This is a genomic window from Nitrospirae bacterium YQR-1, assembly GCA_039908095.1.
Taxonomy (GTDB): Bacteria; Nitrospirota; Thermodesulfovibrionia; order Thermodesulfovibrionales; family Magnetobacteriaceae; genus Magnetomonas.
In genome coordinates this window covers 1-1,778 of sequence record JAMOBJ010000070.1, presented here as the reverse complement: position 1 = coordinate 1,778, position 1,778 = coordinate 1, and the positions used below count along the sequence as shown (strand labels likewise).

General features: G+C 37.9%; 1 protein-coding gene. It reads left to right on the top strand.

The window, feature by feature from the left end; translation table 11 throughout:
- The first annotated feature begins 152 nt into the window (after window positions 1-152).
- A complete protein-coding gene (locus H7844_15875) occupies window positions 153-1,232 on the top strand; it encodes an IS110 family transposase (protein ID MEO5358758.1) in 1,080 nt (359 codons plus the stop codon).
- Window positions 1,233-1,778: the final 546 nt, after the last annotated feature.

The window sequence follows — 1,778 nt, the reverse complement described above, 5'->3', positions numbered from 1 at the left end:
TTTAAAAATCTTATCAGAAAAGCCGGTTCAGTAGATGAATTGAAGGAGTTCTTGGGCAAAAACATATAAAACAATTATAGATACTATGATAGAAATATAAAAGATAGCCCCCTCAGTTAAAATAGAGGAAGACAAAAAGGAGGTTATCAGAAATGGAATTATCAGAAATAAGAGTAAGAGAGTTGGCCAAAGGTAAGGAAGTGAACATAGGGATAGACGTGCACAAGGAGAGCTGGCATATAACGATAAGATCAGATGGAGAGGAGTTGTTCAAAGGTCGAATAAGAGGGAGCTATGAGGAATTAGAGAAGCAATTGAAAAGACTATCGGAGTGCAAAATAAAGGTGGCGTATGAGGCAGGGCCAAGTGGGTTTTGGCTGTACGACAAGTTGACAGAAGTGGGTATAGAGACGATAGTGACGCCGCCGTCGTTGATACCAATGGAAATAGGCAATAAAGTGAAAACAGACAAGCGCGATAGCAGCAAATTGGCGAAATTATTAGAAAAAGGGATGCTCAAGAAAGTACATGTACTAAGTGAAGAGTCCAGAGGAAAGAGAGAGGTATTGAGGACAAGGCGTCAGCTTGTAGAACATAAAAACGATGTGGCACGGCAGATAAAGAGCAAACTATTGTTTCATGGCATAGAGAGCCCGTTTGTAAAAAATCAACACTGGGGCAAAAAGTACATAAAGTGGTTAAAAGAGTTAGAGTTAAAACAAACGGCACTGAAAACATCAATAAATGCGCTGGTGGCGCTTTACGAATATTTAAAAGGGATGATAAAAGAGCTAACGAAAGAGATAGTGTTTTTATCTAAAACAGAGAAATATAAAAATCAAGTGGAGTTATTGAAGACAGTGCCAGGGATAGGGACATTAACGGCGATGGAAATAATAATAGAAATAGGAGAAATTAAGAGATTTGGCAGAGCAGAACAACTTTCGTCGTATTTAGGTATGACGCCATCTGAGTATTCAACAGGTGGTCATATAAGGCAGGGTAGAATAACACATGGTGGAAACAAACGACTAAGAAGTGCGTTGGTGGAAAGCAGTTGGATATTGATATCTAAAGACCGTTTAATGAGACAAAAATATGAAACGATTAAATATCGCAGAGGCGCCAAGCGAGCAATAACGGCAATAGCCAGACGTTTAAGCAGTATAATAAGGATTATATTAATAAAGAACGAGGCATACAGATATGAGGCATTATTAAAAAGACATTAAAATAAAGCTTGACAGAGCAAATATATCTCTGAAAATCTGGATCGATCGTGAGCATTTTGGTGTATTTAAGTACGATTATAGAATACGACGATCCTGGTAAAACCGGAAAAGAATAATGTAGCGTGCGCATGGCACAGACTACGAATAGCAGTATGGGAAATTATTTGCAGAGCTTCAAGGAAAAAAAAGAGTAGAAAAAGGAGAAGAAAAAAAAACAAAAGATGGCCTATGGAAATGACGTGCTGTGAATATTGACGAGACCTTACGGTCTCTTTGAAAACGATACAGATGTTTTCAACAAGTATTCACAAGCACTTTAATAACTCTGCGAGTTATTAACATTCCCACAGGCTCTACTACTAAATTTTTGGAGAAAATTTATAAGGGAAAAAAGAAAAGGAAAAAAGAGGGCTTGGCATTTCTACATAGCAGCAGCAGCAGCAAAAAGCAAAAGTATGTTCTTATTGAATTTATCAAAGAAGAGATTGCCACACCCTCTGCGGAGGTTCGCAATGACGGCATATAGCTGTTTTTACTGTGTTTTTT

Excerpts from the sequence above, each read along its gene's own strand:
- H7844_15875 (MEO5358758.1), top strand. The coding sequence starts at position 153 with ATGGAATTATCAGAAATAAGAGTAAGAGAGTTGGCCAAAGGTAAGGAA.